The sequence below is a fragment of the Aquiflexum sp. genome (assembly GCF_977115555.1).
On record NZ_CDSBKL010000440.1, the window covers coordinates 1 to 3,234 of the forward strand.

General features: G+C 44.2%; 4 protein-coding genes and 1 pseudogene. 1 reads left to right on the forward strand and 4 read right to left on the reverse strand.

Going from position 1 to position 3,234, the window contains the following annotated elements; translation table 11 throughout:
* Window positions 1-75: 75 nt before the first annotated feature.
* From ACZFYI_RS17945 to ACZFYI_RS17960, 4 genes are all read right to left on the reverse strand, one after another.
* Window positions 76-1,020: a DUF4097 family beta strand repeat-containing protein gene (locus ACZFYI_RS17945; protein WP_462525498.1), complete on the reverse strand. Its 945-nt coding sequence runs from the start codon at window positions 1,018-1,020 to the stop codon at window positions 76-78.
* Entirely contained in the window at window positions 1,013-1,402 is a 390-nt protein-coding gene (locus ACZFYI_RS17950; protein WP_462525499.1) for a TM2 domain-containing protein, read from the reverse strand. Before ACZFYI_RS17950 ends, ACZFYI_RS17945 begins: the two co-directional genes overlap by 8 nt.
* Window positions 1,395-1,700, reverse strand: coding sequence for a DUF2752 domain-containing protein (locus ACZFYI_RS17955; protein ID WP_462525500.1), 306 nt, complete (start codon window positions 1,698-1,700; stop codon window positions 1,395-1,397). The genes ACZFYI_RS17950 and ACZFYI_RS17955 overlap by 8 nt, the downstream gene beginning before the upstream one ends.
* Before the next feature lie 110 nt (window positions 1,701-1,810).
* Window positions 1,811-2,896 carry an oxygenase MpaB family protein gene (locus tag ACZFYI_RS17960; protein WP_462525501.1) on the reverse strand — a complete coding sequence of 362 codons (1,086 nt, stop codon included), beginning with the start codon at window positions 2,894-2,896 and terminating at the stop codon, window positions 1,811-1,813.
* Window positions 2,897-2,944: 48 nt separating this feature from the next.
* Here ACZFYI_RS17960 and ACZFYI_RS17965 point away from each other — a divergent pair.
* A pseudogene (locus tag ACZFYI_RS17965) lies at window positions 2,945-3,234 on the forward strand (hypothetical protein); the annotation flags it as partial.

Genomic DNA, 3,234 nt, shown 5'->3' on the forward strand with positions numbered 1-3,234 from the left:
GGCTCATTTTTTAATTATTTCATCCTTCCCAATTTTGTAATCTTTCAATTTTTCAATCTTCTAATCTTCCAATTCCTAATTCACAATCTTAATACTCCCACTACTGACTTTTCCTGAAATAGTAGCAGAGGCACCGTTGTCGATATCGAGTTTTTTGCCGGAGTTATCCTCTCCTACCCTGACACTGCCACTGTTGGCTTTGAGGTCGTAGTTGAAGGCCTTAAGGTCGGAGGGGGTTTGGATGCTGATGCTGCCGGAGTTGGCTTCAAGGCTGGTCCTGCTGCCAAGACCGGAATTTTCGGCATTGACACTGCCCGAACTCGAAGACAAGGAGGCCAATTCGGTGATATTGTTCAGGCGGATATTCCCCGAATTTACAGTTGCGTCCACTACCCCATCGACATCCTCCATCTTGATGCTTCCCGAGGAGGCTTTGGCATACACATCGCCTTTGACATCTGTCAGGGTGATACTCCCTGAGTTGACTTGGGCATTGACTTTTCCAGTCAGGGCATCTCCTTTGATACTTCCCGAAGAAGCGTTCAGTTGGATGTCACCGACTTCGATGGAAGTGGCTTTGATGCTTCCTGAGTTGACTTTGAGGTTGATATCTTCATGGACCACATTGAGGACTTCGATGGAACCCGAACCGTTGACCAAGTTGAGTTTGATGTCTTCCGGGCCGGTCAGGCTGATATAGCCATTGATTTGGTTTCCAAAATTCCATCCAAAATCCAAATCTCCGGTCACTTCGATCTTCAGTTTGGATCCTGACTTGCGGTAGGTGATTTCCATCCCGGAGCTTTCGGGAGCTTCGAGAAAACCGTTCAGGTAAACTTGGGTATCACCTGATTTTCCTTCGTAGGTTACCTCAAGGAATTTACCTTCCAGCTCAATCTCTTTGATGCCTTCAAATGTTTCTTCATAGTCTTGGGTGACGGTTTTCTCCGGTGTATAACAGGACGCCAGGAGAAAACCGATTCCCAAAAACAAACTTATTGATTTGATTCCCTTATGCATTGTCTGTGGTATTGGCATTTGGGAAGAAATTGCTGTTGTTAGACATCATGGACAAAGTCTCATGTGCCACTTTGATGTTGTATTCGTAAGCCAGACTTTTGTAGTTGACCAAGTCGACAATGGTACCGATAAAGCACAAACCTACAGTCAGGATGTAAAGGATACCCAATCCTATCTGTCCGAGTACAAAGCGGTGGAGTCCGGCAAATCCGAAGAAACCTAGCAAACAAAGGATCAATACCATTTGGTTGTCTTTTCTTCTGGCGCGATAAACTTGGGCAAATAGATTTGCCTGATCGTCATCCATGTTTTTCAGGATTCCCTGAATGTAACCCAATTCCATACCTTCAAGCTCCGGAAGGTGTCTCAATACATTAGCCATAGTGTTTTGTAGTTTTAAGGTGTCTGATTAATTCGAAAATTCGGAAACCGATCGCGCCAAAGGCAAACATAGCAAGCGGATGCATTGACCATGAAGCTTGGATATCCCCTTTGGTCAGCAGACTCATGGCCCGACCCAATCCACATCCCGGACACCAATGGAAGCCTAGGTTCTCCAAAGGGCAAAGGGTGAAATGTTGGGCGCCATAAGGGTCAATAAACAGGATGCCGATAAGGGCTCCGATCCAAAAGACCAATTCCAAAGGGAATGTGCGGATGATGGTTCCGATTTTTTTCATTTGGAACTGAAAGTACGAAAAGAATGCCATAAGGTAAAATGGCCTATTTTAACCTAAATTAACGTGTTCTGAAAATGTCCTGACACGAACACGGACAAAAAAGTGTACGGTTATGGACGCTTTGGAACGGGAATCCCCAAACTGAGTTCCTTTCCGAATTGGTTTTTACTTTGTTCCAAAAACTGCATCCTCGTCTTTTGGTAGGATGGTTTTCCTCCGCTTTGTTTCAAAAAGTTCAGATCCAAAACCAAAGCATAGACACTTTTGGGAAGCTTGGTTTTCTCTTGGATTCCCAAGACTTCTGCCACTTCCTTTCCAACAAAATAAGCCACCAAGGTTTCCGAGAGTGCTGACATGGCCGGGTCAGGGATGGATTTTTCATAAAAACCCAGCAAAGATTTGATCAAAGTATTCCCTGCCTCGGAAGGCCTGACATGTCGTTTGCGGATGAGTTTCTCCAATTCAAAGGATTCCTTGGCTGTTTCCGGCCAAAAGGCAATGTCAATCCCCAAATAATGGCCGATGATTTTCCAATAATGTAAAACGGCTTCATGCGTATCCAAACCCGGAAAGCGGTTGAGCTTTTCCATTCCCCGCATGACCAAGAGGCTAAAGGCAAGGTTGGTACCGATCATATCTTCCTGATTGATGGGTAATCCCCAATCAGGATTCCAATCTTTGGCATACTTAGATACGAAATACCGGCTAAAGGCATGGATCAAACGGACTTTGGCAATGGTCAACAGGGATTTGTTTTCATGGATAAATGTACCGGGCACAAAACAGTCCAACAGGAATAAAGCCGTTTCCGAAAGCCGCATTCCCACTTCGTCAGTAATTCTCTTGGAGCGGACGAGTACTTGGGCGCCGTCTGCAAAGGCATAGCAATAGGGCAAGGAATAAAACCCCAACATAGACAAATAGAGGTTCCCCTCTTTGTCAAAAAAATCCTGTGCGGTTTTTACCTTATTGGGAGAAATGAAATCAGGCTTTTGATGGAAAAAAAGGAAAAAAGTCTTCAGTTCTTGGGGAAAGGATGCCAATTCCTCTTCATCCGGAAGCTGTTTCCAGGAATTGATTTTTTCACACCAATCAGGTTGGTTCACCAAAAAGCCAACCGCAAGATCAGCCAAGCTATCACCGCTTGACCTGAGTGCATCCAGATTTTTATTGGTATATAATCTTAATTTTCCCACCTTAGTCTAACCCCGATTTTGTAATTTAGTTTCCGTAAACAATCGCATATGACTACCAAATTACGATTTACCTTTATCTCGCTGCTTATTTTATTGTCAATCAACACTTTTGCGCAGGGAAGCTTTGACCTCATTGCCATTGATGTCAAGAAAACGGGATCCAAATTGATCCTTGATCCTGCTTCAATAAAGTTGGTCACTGACCGTCCCTTGTACGACAACCAACCCGCATTTATCAATGACATTCAGATGGCTTTTTCTGCGGTGGATGAAAAGGGAAACAACGACATCATCATCTACAACTTCGAAAAGGACAAATTTACCAACCTGACCAAAAC